The organism is Candidatus Pelagibacter sp. PS_11 (assembly GCF_059417975.1).
The window spans coordinates 693468-708931 of sequence record NZ_CM182075.1; the positions used below are offsets into that span (position 1 = coordinate 693468).

A 15464-nucleotide genomic window follows, 5' to 3' on the forward strand; every position below is an offset into this window, starting at 1 on the left:
TTTATTTAATTAAAGTAGTGGCTCTGATTAGGCCTTTAATTGTTATGTCTTTATTTAATGTAACTTTCGTTTTTATTGAATTTTTGAATAAACCAGAAAATCCTCCAGTAATAATAATTTTAAAGGACATCTTAGTCTCTTTCTTAATTAAATTAACAATATTGTCAATTAAACCCTCATATCCCCAAAAAAAACCTGCTCTAACAGCACTAATAGTGTTTAATCCAATTACTCTATTTGTTTTTTTTAAATTGATCTTTGGTATTTGTGATGCTTTATCGGTTAATGTATCCAATGAGAGTTTAACACCAGGCGCTATAACGCCACCATGATAAGTATTTTTAATCAAAACATCAAATGTGGTTGCAGTTCCAAAATCTAAAATTATAAAATTATCCTTGTTATTAATGATGCTAATTGCATTTGCTAATCTATCTGAACCAATTTGTTTATAATTAACTTTAATCTTAATCAATTTATTTAACTTAAGTTTTTTCAGTTCGTGACACTTAATTTTATAAACTTTGTTAAAAAAGATTTTAACTGCATTAAATTTTTTTGGTACAACGCTGCAAAATAAACATTTATTAATTGATTTATTTTTTAAATTTAGGCCAAGTAAAGATTTATTAAGTGAGGAGTGATTTATTTTTTTTGTTAACAAAGTAACACGTTTAATAATAATATTTTTAGAGTTTACCAAACAAATTTTAGTTTCTGTATTTCCTATATCACCAACAATAATCATTTTAAATTTCTATCTAAGTTTTTTATATTAAATTTAGGAAACATTGGAATAAAAGTTTCATAAATTTTTTTTAACCTTAAAGCAGCATAATTAGGTGTAATTTTGATTCCAGTTAAGTCAAACAAATTTGTAGTTAAATAGTTTTTTATAATTGGACTCTTGGTCAAATTTATACCCACTCCAACAACAATAAATTTTTCACCAGATTTGATTAATATTTCTTGTAAAATACCTGAAATTTTCATTTTATTTATTAACAAATCATTTGGTTTTTTAATTATAATTTTACCATTATAAAATTTTGATAATAATTTTTTAACTAAAAGACAGTTTACTTTTGTCAAATCTTTCAATGATAATTGGACTTTGTTAATTTTAAAAAAAATACTAACAAATAAATTTCCCTTAAAAGAAGTCCATTTTTTTCCATATTGACCCCTTCCCTTTTTTTGCTTTTCAGCAATTATAATTCCAGATTTGTTATTGGTTTTTTTAATTATTTGTATAGCTAGATCGTTAGTACTATTTACAGTTTTAAAATTGAACTTTTTTAATTTCATTAAATAATATTAATTCTAGATACAATTTCCACTAATTTGCTTGGAAAAATAAAATATAAGAGAATTAATAATGTTGAAAAAGTCAGGGATCCTTTTAGCCAAATATTATGATCTGTGTCATAACTTTCCTTTTCTTTATCAAAGTAAATAACCTTAATTATTTTGAGATAATAAAATGCAGCTATTACCGTTGATAAAAGACCTACAATAGCCAAGAAGTACATTGACTGCTCTATGACAGCTTTAAAAATATAAAATTTTGCAAAAAAACCAGCTAGTGGAGGAATGCCTGCTAATGAAAAAAGGATAGCTAGTAATGATAAAGATAAAATTGGATGATTTTTTGATAGCCCTGATAAATCATCAATGGTTTCATAGTACGCATCATTTCTCTTTAACATCAATAGGCAACTAAAAAAGGCAAGATTCATAACCAAGTATATCGACATATATACAATAGAGCTTTGAATGCCTTCGTTTGAACCTGTAGACAAACCAGCTAGAGCATAACCCATATGACCTATTGAACTATATGCAATCAACCTTTTAAGATTATTTTGACCAATTGCAGCAATAGCACCAAAGATCATAGAGGCGATTGATAAAAATATTAATATAGGTTGCCATTGATCGATCATATTAACAAAAGGTATATATAAAAATCTTATGAATACCGTAAGAGCAGCAACTTTTGGTACAATTGCAAAGAATAATGTGACAACAGTTGGAGAGCCTTCATACACATCTGGTGCCCACATGTGAAATGGTACAGCTGATATCTTAAATGCCAAACCAACAAGTATAAAAACAATTCCAAATGTTAAACCATAATGAGATGAATTCATTGCATTACCAATAACATTAAAATTAGTTGATCCAGAAAACCCATAAACCAAAGAACATCCATACAACAATAATCCTGATGATAAAGCACTCAAAACAAAATATTTTAGTCCAGACTCTGAAGACTTTAATTGATCTCGATTAAATGATGCTAACACATATAAAGCTAAAGATTGCAACTCAAGACCTATATAAAAAACCATAAGATCATTTGAACTGATCATTACCATCATGCCTAAAATTGAAGAAAGAATTAAAACTGGATATTCTATTAAAAAAATCTTAAATATTTTGAGATATCTTGTTGAAATTGATAAAACAAATGCACCTCCTAAAATAGTGAGTATTTTCATAAATGATGAAAGATTGTCCACAATGTAACCATCATTAAATAGTGAGATATTTTGATCTAACGGATTATTAAAAATTAAAATACCCGTAATAAGTAAAGAACCTACTGCAAGATTATGAACAATATTTGAGCTATTCTTTTTATAAACTCCAAGAAGCAATAAAAACATTATAGACAAAGAGATAAATATTTCAGGTAGTATAAAATTTAAATTATCCATTAATTTTGTATCTCTGTTATATTCATATTTAAGTTAAAATTGTACATCTCTATTAAATCTTTTACAGAAATTTCAATCGTGTTAATAAGAGGTTCTGGATAAAATCCAAAAAATAAAACTGGTATTGCTAAACACCACAAAATAAATTTTTCTGAATTATTAAGGTCAGGCATTTTTAAAAGTTCTTTATTTTTAATTTCTCCAAATACAACTCTTCTATATAGCCACAACATATATGCGGCGCCAAAAATAACACCTAAACTAGCTATAACGGCTACTAAGAAATTATCTTTAAATGCCCCCATCAGTATTAAAAATTCACCTATAAAACCACTAGTACCGGGTAAGCCTAATGCAGCTAAAGTAAAAAGCATAAATAATATAGAATATTTAGGCATAACCGAAACTAAGCCACCGTAAGTTGCTATTAACCTGGAGTGCATACGATCATAAACAACTCCAACACATAAAAACAATGCTGCTGAAACCAAACCATGACTTATCATTTGAACTATACTTCCTTCAATACCTTGTTGGGTAATTGTAAAAATACCTAATGTAACAAATCCCATGTGTGCAACTGAAGAATACGCTATTAACTTTTTCATGTCTTCTTGCATCAGCGCAACAAGAGAAGTGTATACAATAGCAATCAAGCTCAAGGCATAAACAAGAGGCGTAAATAAATCAGAAGCTACTGGGAAAAGTCCTAAAGAAAACCTAATAAACCCATAACCAGCCATTTTAAGTAATATAGCTGCAAGCAAAACAGAGCCAGCAGTAGGAGCTTCAACGTGTGCATCTGGCAACCAAGTGTGTACAGGCCACATTGGAGTTTTCACAGCAAAAGAACTAAAGAAAGCTAACCATAATAAATTTTGATATTTGGTGTCTATACCAAGTTCATAAAGCTGAGTTATATCTGTGGTTCCTGATATCCAGTAGATCGAAATTATAGCAATTAGCATTAAAACAGAACCAAGTAATGTGTATAAGAAAAATTTAAATGCTGAATATACTCTTCTTGCTCCACCCCATATTCCAATTATTAAAAACATAGGTATTAATCCAGCTTCAAAAAATAAATAAAATATAACAAGATCAAGAGAGCAAAAAACACCAATCATTAAACTTTCCATTACTAAGATAGCAATCAGGAAATCTCTAAGTCTGTCTTTAACAGTATTGTTAACTGAGATTATACAAAGTGGTGTTATTAGCGCAGTTAAAACTATAAATAAGATTGATATTCCATCAATACCTATCTTATAATTAATAATTCCCTTTAACCATTCTCTATCTTCAACAAACTGAAAATCAGAAGTGGTTGGGTCAAACTGATACCAAAGGTATAAAGAAATCAAAAAGTTAACAAACGATGTAAATAAAGCAACATATTTACCTGTATTAGAATTCTTATCTTTGGAAAATAATAGAAACAAAGAGCCCACTACAGGAAGTAAAATTAAAGATGATAAAATTGGAAAATTCATTAATTCAAAATTAAAAATGTTAATAACGCAGAAAATCCTAATAATATCATAAATGCATATTGATAGATAAATCCACTTTGAAATTTACTTGCTTTTAAAGATAGCCTATTAATCAATGAAGAAACTCCATCTGGTCCAAATTTATCAATAATTTTAACATCAACCACCTTCCAAAAAAATATTCCTAATTTTTTTGAAAATTTAATGAACAAAACATCATAAAGTTCATCGAAATACCATTTGTTTATTAAAAAATTATGTAATGGTTTATTGGATTGAGCAATTCGATTTGGAATATCTTTATCTTTAACAAATAAATAATAAGCAATTGGAATGGAGGTTAATACAAGTGCTGGTGTAGTTAAAAGAAACCATAAAGGAGGATGTTTTGTACTTAATGGATTTAAAAATTTAATTGAATCTCCCCAAAAACTATTTCCACTACTATTACCAATGAACAAATCCTTAAATAAAAAACCAGCAAAAATAGCTCCAATAGCAAGTATAAATAAAGGTAAAAGCATTACTAATGGGGATTCGTGCATTTCGTTAATATTAATTTTTTTATTATTATAATCTCCATGAAACGTTTTAAAAATTAATCTCCAAGAATAAATTGATGTTAAAACAGCAGTCAAAATTCCTACACCTGCCGCATAATATCCTGTTGTATTTCCTTTAAGATACGCAAATTCTATAATTGCATCTTTTGAATAAAAACCAGATAAGAATGGAAAACCAGTAAGAGCTAATGTTCCAATAATCATAAATATATAGGTATATGGAAGTTTTTTATAAACACCTCCCATCTGATTAATATCTTGCTCATCTTTAAATGAGTGAATTACAGATCCAGAACCTAAAAAAAGTAAAGCTTTGAAAAAGGCATGAGTAAATAAGTGAAACATAGCAACATTATAAGCACCTACTCCTGCCGCAAAAAACATATAACCAAGCTGACTACAAGTTGAGTATGCAATTATTTTTTTTATATCAGTTTGCACTAAAGCTACAGTTGCAGCAAAAAAAGCTGTAGTCATACCAACAACAGTAATTATATTTAGCGTAAGAGGTGAGTATTCAAAAATTGGAGAACATCTTACCACTAAAAAAACACCAGCTGTAACCATGGTAGCCGCATGAATTAAAGCTGAAACTGGTGTGGGGCCTTCCATGGCATCTGGCAACCAAGTGTGTAAGAAAATTTGTGCTGATTTACCCATTGCACCTATGAATAAAAGAATACAAATTAAATCAATTGCTCCAACATTCATTCCTAAAAATAAAAGTTTTTTTTCAACAATTTGTGGAATTTGATTAAATACTTCTACATAGTTTACAGTACCAAATAAATAAAAGATTAAAAAAATTCCTAAAGCAAAGCCAAAATCACCTACTCTATTTACCACAAAGGCTTTTATTGCAGCTGCATTTGCTGTTTCTTTTTTAAACCAAAAACCAATCAAGAAATATGAACAAAGCCCTACACCCTCCCATCCAAAAAATAGCTGAAGAAAATTATCAGAGGTAACTAATGTTAGCATTGAAAAAGTGAAAAGTGACAAATAAGCCATGAATCTTGGCTTATGCGGATCATGAGACATATAACCAATTGAGTAAATATGCACTAAAGCTGAAACTAAAGTTACAACAACAAGCATTACAGATGATAAAGCATCAACTTTAATAGACCAATTAACATCTAAAGTTCCAGAGTTAATCCAAGTTGCTACAACTACATTACTTTCATATCCGTTAACAATTACTTGATAGAATAATATAATTGAAAGTAACGCTGAAATTGACACAAAAAGACTAGTTACAATTTCTGAATTCCTATCACCTAAATATTTACCAAAAAAACCTGAAGTTATTGAGGCTAATAATGGAAGAAATATTAAAGCTAATTCCATATTATCCTTTTAAACTGTCAATTTTCTCAACATCAATTGTTGATGAGTTTCTATAATAGACAACAATAATTGCTAAACCTATTGCCGCCTCTGCCGCTGCAACAGTTAATATAAAAAGAGTGAATATTTGACCAGAAATATCGTTTAAAAATATTGAAAATGAAACTAAATTAATATTTACAGCTAATAAAATAAGCTCAATACTCATTAAAATTACTATAATATTTTTTCTATTTAAAAATAATCCGACTATGCCGATAGTAAAAATTATTGCAGCCAATGTAAGATAGTGACCTAAACCTATACTAATCATCAGATTTGACTCCTTTATTGTTCTCAACATCAATTAATTCAACACCATCTGATCTTTCACGAGATATTTGACTAAAATAACTTTGTCTTTTAACTCCAGATCTTTGTCTAAATGTAAGAACAATAGCACCTATCATTGCAACTAATAAAATCATTCCACTTAACTGAAAAACATGAATGTAATCTGTATATAGAACGTAACCAATTGAATGAGTATTGGTTATATTTTTATCTATTGTTAAAGACATTGCCGAGACAAGATCAGGTTTATATTTCCATCCACCAATTACGATTATTAATTCGAAAAATATTATAACACTTACTATTAGTCCAATAGGTATATGTTTTGAACTTTCCTGTGCACTAAACCACTGATTTTTTTGTTGAGCTACATTTAACATCATAACTACAAATAAAAATAAAACAGCAACCGCACCTACATAAACAATCAACATGATCATTCCCAAAAATTCAGCGCCGATCATTATAAATAGGCATGAAATGCTTATGAAATCTAAAATTAAAAAGAAAACAGAATGAACGGTGTTTTTAGATACTGTTACCATTATAGCAGAAACAATTGCTATAAAAGAAAACGTATAAAAAAATATTGCGTGCGCTAACATAATTATCTGTAAGAGTTATCAGCTTTAATATTGGCTGCTAAAACATTTTCCCATCTATCTCCATTATCGAGTAATTTTTCTTTATTATAATAAAGCTCTTCTCTTGTTTCAGTTGAAAATTCAAAATTAGGCCCCTGTACAATAGCATCAACTGGACAAGACTCTTCACAAAGACCACAATAAATACATTTCATCATATCAATATCATATCTAGTAGTTTTTCTGCTACCATCAGCTCTTTCAGAGGATTCAATTGTGATTGCTTGAGCTGGACACACAGCTTCACATAACTTACATGCAATACATCTTTCTTCACCGTTAGGATATCTTCTTAAAGCATGCTCACCTCTAAATCTTGGGCTTATTTTTCCTTTTTCAAAAGGGTAATTTATTGTTTTTTTAGATTTAAATATTTCTTTGATAGCAATATTTAAGCCGCCTAAAAAATCTAATAAAAAAATTGTTTTAAATATTCTTGAAATTTTCATAATTAATTAACCGGTAATAAGTTGAAGTAAAACAAATAGCTAGCTGTTAGAACTACCCATGTTAATGATAATGGTAAAAATATCTTCCATCCTAGTCTCATTAATTGATCGTATCTATATCTTGGAACAATAGCTTTAACCAAGGCAAACAAAACAAATAAGAATAATATTTTAAAAATCATCCAAATTGCGCCTGGAATTAAGTTAAATGGATAAAGATCAATGGGCGATAGCCACCCGCCTAAAAAAAGTATTGACCCCATAGCGCACATCAAAAGAATATTTGCATATTCTCCAAGCCAAAACATTGCATACATCATGCCTGAATATTCAGTTTGATAACCCGCAACAAGTTCTGCTTCTGCTTCAGGCAAATCAAATGGCGGTCTGTTTGTCTCCGCTAATGCAGAAATAAAGAAAATCACAAACATTGGAAATAATGGAATTATAAACCATAAATTTTCTTGAGCCATAATTATATCGTTCAAATTTAAAGAACCAACACAAAGCAAAACATTTATAATAATAACTCCAATTGATACTTCGTAGGAAACCATTTGTGCAGCAGATCTAATAGCGCCTAAAAAAGGATATTTTGAATTTGAAGCCCAACCACCCATAATAATTCCATAAACACCCAAAGAAGAAACAGCGAATAGATAAAGGACACCTACATTAATATCAGCCAATACTTGAGTTGCACTGAATGGAATAACAGCCCACGAAACTAAGGCCAAAGTCATAGTTACAATTGGTGCTAGTATAAAGATTACTTTATTTGAACTTGAAGGAATTATAACTTCTTTAAAAATATATTTTAATGCATCAGCTAATGATTGAAGCAAACCAAAAGGTCCAACAACATTAGGTCCTTGCCTTTTTTGTACAAAGGCCCAAATACGTCGGTCAAGCCACACAATCATAGCCACAGAAACTAAAACAGGAACTAATAAAAATAATATTTTGTAAGTTTGTAAAAAAATAATATTAAGATATTCCATAAATTAACCTTCTGTTCCTGTAGACTTTAAATCTGCTTTTAAATGTCTACACTCAGACATAGTTTTTGAAGCTCTAGCAATTACATTTGAATAATAATAATCATTATCTATTTTAATCAATTCATTTTCAAAAATTAATTCCTTAACTTTTGATGAAGTTAAAGAGTTATTTTTTTCAATATGTAGATTTATTTGATTAATTAAACTGCTATCCAGCTCATCTTTATCATTAAATAATTTTCTATGATTCATGGACTCTGCAAGTTCATTTATTATTACCCAATCATCTTTTGCAAGTTCTGGTGGATAAGATGCTTTGTAGGCTTTTTGTAATTTACCTTCTAAATTTGTAAAATAACCATTTTGTTCTGTATAAGCAGCCCCTGGCAAAATAATGTCTGCTATTTCCGCTCCTTTATCTCCATGAGAGCCTTGATAAATAATAAACTCATTTTTTTTTTCAAAATTAATAGTGTCTAGACCTAGAAGATAAACAATTTCAAACTTGTGATCTTCCAAGTCTTTCAAAACTTCATTGTCACCATCAGTTGTTTTGTATACCCCAAGATCAAACGCACCTACCGTGGATGCATTTTCAGAAATTATATTTAAAGCGTTCCAATCATTGGAAAGTTTATTATTTTCATCTAAAAATTGCTTGATTGATTCAAAAATATATTTAGATGATTTACTTTTTAGTGCAGATTGACCCATTATAATCATAGGTTTCTTTGCTTGTTTAATTAAATCAGATACCTCATGTTTACCTTCGATAATTTTTTTAACAGTTTCAGTGTTTCCATCTAAAGACTGGTAAGGGTATGTAAGGTCACCTACTTCATTTAGCGAAATAATTTTAGTTTTGTTTTGAAGATAGGATTTTCTAATTCGGGCATTTAAAATTGTTGCTTCAAATCTAGGGTTTGTTCCTAAAAGGAAAATAAAATCAGCTTCTTCAATTCCATTAATTGATGAGTTGAATAAATAATTTTCTCGCTTTCCTGGATTTAAATAACTGTAATTATCTCTAGACTCTATATTTTGAGAACCTAATGTTTTATTAAAAAATTCTTTAAATATATAAAGTGTTTCCATATTGACTAAATCACCAGTTAACCCACAGATTTTTTCTTTATCAGTGTTTTTAAACTTAGATTTAATTATATTAAAAACTTCAGACCATGATGCTTTTTCAAATTTTCCATTATACTTAATATAAGGTGTATCTAGTCTTTGATTTGATAAACCATCGCAAGCATGTCTTGTTTTATCAGAAATCCATTCCTCGTTAATGTCTTCGTTTATTCTTGGTAAAATTCTCTTAACTTCCCAGCCATAGGTATCAACTCTTATATTAGAGCCAATAGCATCCATAACATCAATAGATTCGGTCTTTTTTAATTCCCAAGGTCTTGCTTCAAAAACATATGGTTTAGATGTTAAAGCTCCAACAGGACACAAATCAACAACATTAGCAGATAATTCTGATTGCATTGATTGCTCAAGGTAAGTAGTTATTTGCATATCTTCACCACGTCCTATTGCTCCTATTTCTGGTACACCAGCAATTTCTGTTGCAAACCTAACACATCTAGTACAATGGATGCACCTTGTCATTTGAGTTTTAATTAAAGGACCCATATTTTTTTCAGGAACTTGTCTTTTATTTTCTTTAAATCTAGATTTATCTACCCCATAAAACATTGATTGATCTTGAAGATCACATTCGCCACCTTGATCACATACAGGACAATCTAATGGGTGATTTGCAAGTAAAAATTCCATCACACCTTTTCTTGCTTTTTCAACAAATTCAGTATTCGTTTTAATATTCATACCTTCAGCAGCAGGCATCGCACATGATGCAACTGGTTTTGGAGATTTTTCCATTTCAACTAGGCACATTCTACAATTTCCAGCAATTGAAAGTTTTTCGTGATAACAAAATCTTGGAATTTCAACTCCAGCTTTTTCACAAGCTTGTAAGACTGTTAAGCCATCTTCAACTTCAACTTCAATATTGTTAACTTTTAATTTAGGCATTTTTTTTATCCAATAAATGTTGATCGACTAAATAAGGAACTTCATTATTTTTTTTTATTGTTGGTTCAAAATTGTTTCGTTCCTCAATTTCTTTTCTAAAATGTCTTAACAAACCCTGGACAGGCCATGAAGATCCTTCACCAAAAGCACAAATAGTATGACCAGCAATTTGATTTGTAACATCACCAAGCATTTCTACTTCATCTTTTGACGCTTCTCCCTTAGCCATTCTTTCTAACATTCTCCACATCCATCCAGAACCTTCTCTACATGGTGTGCACTGTCCACAACTTTCATGTTTATAAAATCTAGCAATTCTTGCCATACATTTAATAATATCCTGATCATTATTTATAACGACAATACCTGCGGTTCCTAAACCACTTTTCTCAGCAACAAGTGAATCAAAATCCATTGTTAAAGTTTCACATGTTTTTTTTGGTATAATAGGCATAGAAGATCCACCTGGTATTACTGCTTGTAGATTATCCCATCCACCAATTACTCCGCCAGCATGTACTTCTATTAACTCTTTAAGAGATATACTCATTTCCTCTTCAACGTTACATGGTTTATTAACATTTCCAGATATACAAAATATTTTAGTTCCTGTATTTTTCGCTTTTCCTAATGACGCAAACCATTTACCACCTTTTCTCAAAATCGTCGGAACAACAGCTATAGTTTCCACGTTATTAATTATTGTTGGACATCCGTATAATCCTATTAAAGCTGGAAAAGGAGGTTTTAATCTTGGCTGACCTTTTTTACCTTCGATGCTTTCTAGAAGTGCTGTTTCTTCACCACATATATAAGCGCCTGCTCCATAATGAATATAAATATCTAAGTCCCAGCCAGTACCAGAGGCATTTTTTCCTATAAGTTTTTTTTCATAAGCTTCATCGATTGCTTTTTGAAGTTTTTGTCCATCAATAAAATATTCGCCACGTATATAAATATAGCAAACATGGGCCTGAACTGCGTAAGCAGCAATCAAACATCCTTCTATTAATTTGTGAGGTTCAAACCTTAAAATATCACGATCCTTACATGTGCCAGGTTCAGATTCATCACCATTTATAACTAGATAGTGAGGTCTAGAACCAAGTTCTTTTGGGGCAAAAGACCATTTAAGACCCGTAGGAAATCCAGCACCACCTCTTCCTCTTAATTCCGATGATTTAACTTCTTCTATAATCCATTCTCTACCTTTTTTTATTATTTCAGCAGTATCTACCCAGTCGCCTCTATTTTTTGAAGACTCAACATCTGAACCTTTATCATTATATAGGTTTTGAAATATTCTATCTTTATCGTTAAGCATTTTTTAAATCCAAAAGTGTTTTTCTGTTATTTTCAGGTTCATTATTAACTCTTCCTCTATAAGATCCTGGCTTTGGCGTCTTACCGTCAAGTATCTCATCTAAAATTTTTAAAGTTTTTTCTTTATCTAGGTCTTCATAATAGTCATCATTAATTTGCATCATTGGGGCATTAACGCATGCACCCAAACATTCAACTTCCATCCATGAGCATGATTTATCAGTGGATAATTCATTTTCATTTTCTGAAATTTTTTCTTTGCATGCTTCAACAAGTTTATAAGCTCCTCTGATCATGCATGGTGTAGTTGTGCAAACTTGAATAAAGTGTTTTCCAACTGGTGATAGGTTATACATTGTATAAAAAGTGGCCACCTCATAAACTTTTATATAAGGCATATCTAAAAACTTTCCGATATATTTCATTGCTGCAAGTGGTATCCAGTTATCATTTTGTTTTTGAGCGATATATAGTAATGCCATTACAGCGCTTTGTTGTTTTCCTTCTGGATATTTGGAAATCATTTCTTTTGCTGCAGCTAGACTATCAGCTGTGAATTCAAATTTTTCTGGTTGTTCTTTTGCAGGTTTTCTTAAACTCATTATCTGTCAACCTCTCCAAAAACAATATCTAACGAACCTAAAACAGCAGGTACATCAGCAAGCATATGTCCTTTAATCAAATAATCCATTGCTTGTAGGTGAGAAAAGCCAGGAGCTCTAATTTTACATTTGTAAGGTTTGCTGGTTCCATCAGATATTAAATAAACACCAAATTCACCCTTTGGTGCTTCAACAGCAGTATAAATTTCATCTTTGTCAACACGATAACCTTCAGTGAATAATTTAAAGTGATGAATTAAAGCTTCCATTGATTGTTTAATATCTTTTTTAGGTGGAGGACTAATTTTTCCATCTAATGATTTAATTGGTCCTTTTTCCATTTTACTTAAACATTGTTTGATTATTGAAACACTTTCTCTCATTTCTTCAATTCTACATAAATATCTATCAAAACAGTCTCCATTTTTTCCTACTGGAATTTTAAATTCTAGTTGTTCATAGCAGTCATAAGGTTGAGATTTTCTTAGATCCCAAGGAACTCCAGAGCCTCTAATCATAACACCGCTAAAAGAATAATCTAACGCATCTTCCTTGGTTACAATTCCTATATCAACATTTCGCTGTTTAAATATTCTGTTGTCAGTCAATAATGTTTCTAGATCATCTATTATCTTCGGGAACGACTCACAAAAATTACCTATATCCTCTTCAAGACCCATCGGTAAATCTTGATGAACACCACCGGCCCTGAAGTAATTGGCATGTAGTCTTGAACCAGATGCTCTTTCATAAAATGTCATTAATGTTTCACGTTCTTCAAAACCCCATAGTGATGGAGTTAAAGCGCCTACATCAAGAGCTTGAGTTGTAACATTTAATATATGACTTAATATTCTTCCAATTTCACAAAACATTACTCTGATTAATTGGGCTCTAATTGGAACATTTATCTTTAAAATTTTTTCTATAGCTAAAGCAAAAGCATGTTCCTGATTCATTGGAGCAACATAATCAAGTCTGTCAAAATAAGGGACTGCTTGCATATACGTTTTATTTTCTATTAACTTTTCTGTTCCCCGGTGTAGAAGACCAATATGTGGATCAGCTTTTTCAACAACCTCTCCATCTAATTCTAAAATTAATCTTAACACACCATGAGCTGCGGGGTGCTGAGGTCCAAAATTTAGATTTAATGTTTTAATTTTTTTTGTCATTTTCAAGGTCAGTTTGATCTTTAATATATTTTGTTCCTTCCCAAGGGCTTTCGTAATCAAAATTTCTATAATTTTGCTCTAACTTAACTGGTTCACTAATAACTTTCTTTTGATCTTCGCTATATCTAACTTCAGTATGACCAGTTAAAGGAAAATCTTTTCTTAATGGGTGTCCTTCAAAGCCATAATCAGTAAGTATTCTTCTCATATCTGGATGGTCTTTAAACTTAACTCCATACATATCAAAAACTTCTCTCTCCATCCAATTTGCTGCAGGATAAATCGGTGTTAGTGATGGAATAACTTCATTTTCACTTATTAGGTAACTTAATATAATTCTTTGATTAAATTCATGACTTAAAAACAAATACACAACTTTAAAACGTTGAGCATTTTCAGGGTAATCAACAACTGTAATATCAATTAACTGTCTAAATTTTGTATTCTCGTTACTTTTAATAAATAACGTTACATCTATCAAATCTTCATTATCAATATTAATATATAACTGTTCATGTCTAATCTCAGTTTTTTTAATTTTAGTTGTAAGTTCCGAGTTAATTTTTTTTTCAAGATCTATTAAATTTTGCATATAAATTACCTTTCAAAAGATCCTTTGTTTCTAATTTTTTTTTGTAATTGCAAGATTCCATAAAGTAATGCTTCAGCTGATGGAGGACATCCTGGCACATAAATATCCACAGGTACTATCTTATCACAACCACGGACTACAGAATAAGAGTAGTGATAATAACCACCACCATTTGCACAACTACCCATCGAAATAACATATCTCGGTTCAGGCATCTGATCATAAACTTTTCTTAATGCCGGTGCCATTTTATTAGTTAAAGTTCCAGCTACAATCATAACATCAGATTGTCTTGGTGACCCTCTTGGTGCAGCACCAAATCTTTCTAAATCATATCTTGGCATTGCTGTTTGCATCATCTCAACAGCACAGCAAGCTAAACCAAAAGTCATCCAGTGTAATGAACCAGCTCTTGACCAGTTTATTAAATTATCAAGTGAAGTTGTGATAAAACCATTTTTACTAAAGTCTTCAGCAAGTTTTTTAAATTCTTCAGGAATTTCTTTATTTTTATTTTCTAAGTTCATAATCTAAAATTTTATTCCCAGTCTAGTGCACCTTTTTTCCATTCATAAATAAATCCAACCGTAAGAATGAATAAAAATATCATCATTGAAGTAAAGCCAAGACCTCCAATATTGCCCAATGATATTGCCCAAGGAAAAAGGAAAGCTATCTCTAAATCAAAGATTATAAATAGAATTGCCACTAAATAAAACCTTACATCAAATTCCATTCTTGAATCTTCAAAGGGTTCAAAACCACATTCATACGCAGATAATTTTTCTGGATCTGGATGTTTTGGTGATAATATTAAGTTTACAACAACAAAAGCACAACTCAGACCAAGTGCAATAATCAAAAATATAATAATTGGTAAGTAATCTTTTAAAAATTCTGAAAGCATTTGAGTCTATATAACAGTTTTTACCTCTTGTTGAAGGGTACTTACGTCACATTTTTAATAATATAAATGTTAATTAATAGGGAAAAAGTGGCGGGAGTGAAGGGACTCGAACCCTCGACCTATCGCGTGACAGGCGATCGCTCTAACCAACTGAGCTACACCCCCACTTTAGTTGTTTTGGTGGGCAGTAAAGGACTCGAACCTTTGACCCCCTCGGTGTAAACGAGATGCTCTACCAACTGAGCTAACCGCCCAAAACAAGCGCT

General features: G+C 30.6%; 16 protein-coding genes and 2 tRNA genes. All 18 read right to left on the reverse strand.

All coding sequences use genetic code 11. The features are described 5' to 3' along the window. Nucleotide 1: 1 nt before the first annotated feature. Nucleotides 2-748 (reverse strand): type III pantothenate kinase, encoded by a 747-nt coding sequence (locus AC5SLT_RS03630; protein ID WP_271480035.1) that lies wholly within the window; start codon nt 746-748, stop codon nt 2-4. Beyond that, nucleotides 745-1308 carry a biotin--[acetyl-CoA-carboxylase] ligase gene (locus tag AC5SLT_RS03635; RefSeq protein WP_494591223.1) on the reverse strand — a complete coding sequence of 188 codons (564 nt, stop codon included), beginning with the start codon at nt 1306-1308 and terminating at the stop codon, nt 745-747. The genes AC5SLT_RS03630 and AC5SLT_RS03635 overlap by 4 nt, the downstream gene beginning before the upstream one ends. Then, nucleotides 1308-2723 (reverse strand): NADH-quinone oxidoreductase subunit NuoN, encoded by a 1416-nt coding sequence (gene nuoN, locus AC5SLT_RS03640; protein ID WP_494591224.1) that lies wholly within the window; start codon nt 2721-2723, stop codon nt 1308-1310. The genes AC5SLT_RS03635 and nuoN overlap by 1 nt, the downstream gene beginning before the upstream one ends. After that, entirely contained in the window at nt 2723-4216 is a 1494-nt protein-coding gene (locus AC5SLT_RS03645) for an NADH-quinone oxidoreductase subunit M (protein ID WP_011282019.1), read from the reverse strand. The genes nuoN and AC5SLT_RS03645 overlap by 1 nt, the downstream gene beginning before the upstream one ends. Further along, nucleotides 4216-6129, reverse strand: a complete 1914-nt coding sequence (gene nuoL, locus AC5SLT_RS03650) for an NADH-quinone oxidoreductase subunit L (RefSeq protein WP_494591225.1) — start codon at nt 6127-6129, stop codon at nt 4216-4218. The genes AC5SLT_RS03645 and nuoL overlap by 1 nt, the downstream gene beginning before the upstream one ends. A gap of 1 nt (nt 6130) precedes the next feature. Beyond that, on the reverse strand, nt 6131-6439 hold the full coding sequence (nuoK, locus tag AC5SLT_RS03655) for an NADH-quinone oxidoreductase subunit NuoK (protein WP_026225064.1): 309 nt from the start codon (nt 6437-6439) through the stop codon (nt 6131-6133). Then, a complete protein-coding gene (locus tag AC5SLT_RS03660; protein WP_006997027.1) occupies nt 6435-7067 on the reverse strand; it encodes an NADH-quinone oxidoreductase subunit J in 633 nt (210 codons plus the stop codon). The genes nuoK and AC5SLT_RS03660 overlap by 5 nt, the downstream gene beginning before the upstream one ends. 2 nt (nt 7068-7069) lie before the next feature. Then, a complete protein-coding gene (gene nuoI, locus AC5SLT_RS03665; protein WP_494591226.1) occupies nt 7070-7555 on the reverse strand; it encodes an NADH-quinone oxidoreductase subunit NuoI in 486 nt (161 codons plus the stop codon). A gap of 2 nt (nt 7556-7557) precedes the next feature. Then, on the reverse strand, nt 7558-8556 hold the full coding sequence (gene nuoH / locus AC5SLT_RS03670; RefSeq protein ID WP_006997029.1) for an NADH-quinone oxidoreductase subunit NuoH: 999 nt from the start codon (nt 8554-8556) through the stop codon (nt 7558-7560). A 3-nt stretch (nt 8557-8559) separates the two neighbouring features. Further along, nucleotides 8560-10599 (reverse strand): NADH-quinone oxidoreductase subunit NuoG, encoded by a 2040-nt coding sequence (gene nuoG, locus AC5SLT_RS03675; RefSeq protein ID WP_271741176.1) that lies wholly within the window; start codon nt 10597-10599, stop codon nt 8560-8562. Then, nucleotides 10592-11923, reverse strand: a complete 1332-nt coding sequence (gene nuoF, locus AC5SLT_RS03680) for an NADH-quinone oxidoreductase subunit NuoF (RefSeq protein WP_271564600.1) — start codon at nt 11921-11923, stop codon at nt 10592-10594. Before nuoF ends, nuoG begins: the two co-directional genes overlap by 8 nt. Then, entirely contained in the window at nt 11916-12524 is a 609-nt protein-coding gene (gene nuoE, locus AC5SLT_RS03685) for an NADH-quinone oxidoreductase subunit NuoE (RefSeq protein ID WP_011282014.1), read from the reverse strand. Before nuoE ends, nuoF begins: the two co-directional genes overlap by 8 nt. Beyond that, nucleotides 12524-13699 carry an NADH-quinone oxidoreductase subunit D gene (locus tag AC5SLT_RS03690; protein ID WP_006997033.1) on the reverse strand — a complete coding sequence of 392 codons (1176 nt, stop codon included), beginning with the start codon at nt 13697-13699 and terminating at the stop codon, nt 12524-12526. Before AC5SLT_RS03690 ends, nuoE begins: the two co-directional genes overlap by 1 nt. Next, nucleotides 13683-14291, reverse strand: coding sequence for an NADH-quinone oxidoreductase subunit C (locus AC5SLT_RS03695; RefSeq protein WP_006997034.1), 609 nt, complete (start codon nt 14289-14291; stop codon nt 13683-13685). The genes AC5SLT_RS03690 and AC5SLT_RS03695 overlap by 17 nt, the downstream gene beginning before the upstream one ends. A gap of 5 nt (nt 14292-14296) precedes the next feature. Further along, on the reverse strand, nt 14297-14818 hold the full coding sequence (locus AC5SLT_RS03700; RefSeq protein ID WP_006997035.1) for a NuoB/complex I 20 kDa subunit family protein: 522 nt from the start codon (nt 14816-14818) through the stop codon (nt 14297-14299). 11 nt (nt 14819-14829) lie between these two features. Next, the gene (locus AC5SLT_RS03705) at nt 14830-15198 is read right to left on the reverse strand and encodes an NADH-quinone oxidoreductase subunit A (protein ID WP_006997036.1); all 369 of its coding nucleotides are present in this window, start codon (nt 15196-15198) and stop codon (nt 14830-14832) included. Nucleotides 15199-15286: 88 nt separating this feature from the next. After that, nucleotides 15287-15363 (reverse strand) — tRNA-Asp (locus tag AC5SLT_RS03710). 13 nt (nt 15364-15376) lie between these two features. Then, nucleotides 15377-15452: transfer RNA gene (locus tag AC5SLT_RS03715), tRNA-Val, on the reverse strand. Nucleotides 15453-15464 lie beyond the last annotated feature (12 nt).

Bases quoted from the DNA above. Each gene is read 5' to 3' on its own strand.
- AC5SLT_RS03630 (WP_271480035.1), bottom strand. From the start codon at position 748: ATGATTATTGTTGGTGATATAGGAAATACAGAAACTAAAATTTGTTTG.
- AC5SLT_RS03635 (WP_494591223.1), bottom strand. From the start codon at position 1,308: ATGAAATTAAAAAAGTTCAATTTTAAAACTGTAAATAGTACTAACGAT.
- nuoN (WP_494591224.1), bottom strand. From the start codon at position 2,723: ATGGATAATTTAAATTTTATACTACCTGAAATATTTATCTCTTTGTCT.
- AC5SLT_RS03645 (WP_011282019.1), bottom strand. From the start codon at position 4,216: ATGAATTTTCCAATTTTATCATCTTTAATTTTACTTCCTGTAGTGGGC.
- nuoL (WP_494591225.1), bottom strand. From the start codon at position 6,129: ATGGAATTAGCTTTAATATTTCTTCCATTATTAGCCTCAATAACTTCA.
- AC5SLT_RS03660 (WP_006997027.1), bottom strand. From the start codon at position 7,067: ATGTTAGCGCACGCAATATTTTTTTATACGTTTTCTTTTATAGCAATT.
- nuoI (WP_494591226.1), bottom strand. From the start codon at position 7,555: ATGAAAATTTCAAGAATATTTAAAACAATTTTTTTATTAGATTTTTTA.
- nuoH (WP_006997029.1), bottom strand. From the start codon at position 8,556: ATGGAATATCTTAATATTATTTTTTTACAAACTTACAAAATATTATTT.
- nuoG (WP_271741176.1), bottom strand. From the start codon at position 10,599: ATGCCTAAATTAAAAGTTAACAATATTGAAGTTGAAGTTGAAGATGGC.
- nuoF (WP_271564600.1), bottom strand. From the start codon at position 11,923: ATGCTTAACGATAAAGATAGAATATTTCAAAACCTATATAATGATAAA.
- nuoE (WP_011282014.1), bottom strand. From the start codon at position 12,524: ATGAGTTTAAGAAAACCTGCAAAAGAACAACCAGAAAAATTTGAATTC.
- AC5SLT_RS03690 (WP_006997033.1), bottom strand. From the start codon at position 13,699: ATGACAAAAAAAATTAAAACATTAAATCTAAATTTTGGACCTCAGCAC.
- AC5SLT_RS03695 (WP_006997034.1), bottom strand. From the start codon at position 14,291: ATGCAAAATTTAATAGATCTTGAAAAAAAAATTAACTCGGAACTTACA.
- AC5SLT_RS03700 (WP_006997035.1), bottom strand. From the start codon at position 14,818: ATGAACTTAGAAAATAAAAATAAAGAAATTCCTGAAGAATTTAAAAAA.
- AC5SLT_RS03705 (WP_006997036.1), bottom strand. From the start codon at position 15,198: ATGCTTTCAGAATTTTTAAAAGATTACTTACCAATTATTATATTTTTG.